This window comes from Gordonia sp. DT219 (assembly GCF_049847065.1).
Taxonomy (GTDB): domain Bacteria; phylum Actinomycetota; class Actinomycetes; order Mycobacteriales; family Mycobacteriaceae; genus Gordonia.
This window is the reverse complement of the sequence record NZ_JBNCNR010000146.1, coordinates 1-206: the sequence shown is the minus strand read 5'-3', so window position 1 is coordinate 206 and position 206 is coordinate 1. Positions and strand designations below refer to the sequence as shown.

Below are 206 nucleotides of genomic sequence, written 5' to 3'. Positions count from 1 at the left end.
CACCACCTCGCCCATTGGGCCGACGGCGGCGCCACCGACCTCGACAACGGCTGCCTACTGTGCACCAACTGCCACGACGATGTGCATCATCACGGGTGGGAAGTGATCATGGGATTCGATCGGCATCCGTGGCTGATCCCACCCGCCACGATCGACCCACACCGCCGACCACTTCCCGCCTACCACCGACGCACCCTACGCCTCGA

1 protein-coding gene is annotated in these 206 nt (G+C 65.5%); it reads left to right on the top strand.

Annotation, left to right across the window (positions count from 1 at the left end; all coding sequences use genetic code 11):
- A partial coding sequence (locus ACPXB3_RS22780) for an HNH endonuclease (RefSeq protein ID WP_425729923.1) occupies positions 1–206 on the top strand: 206 nt, incomplete at both ends.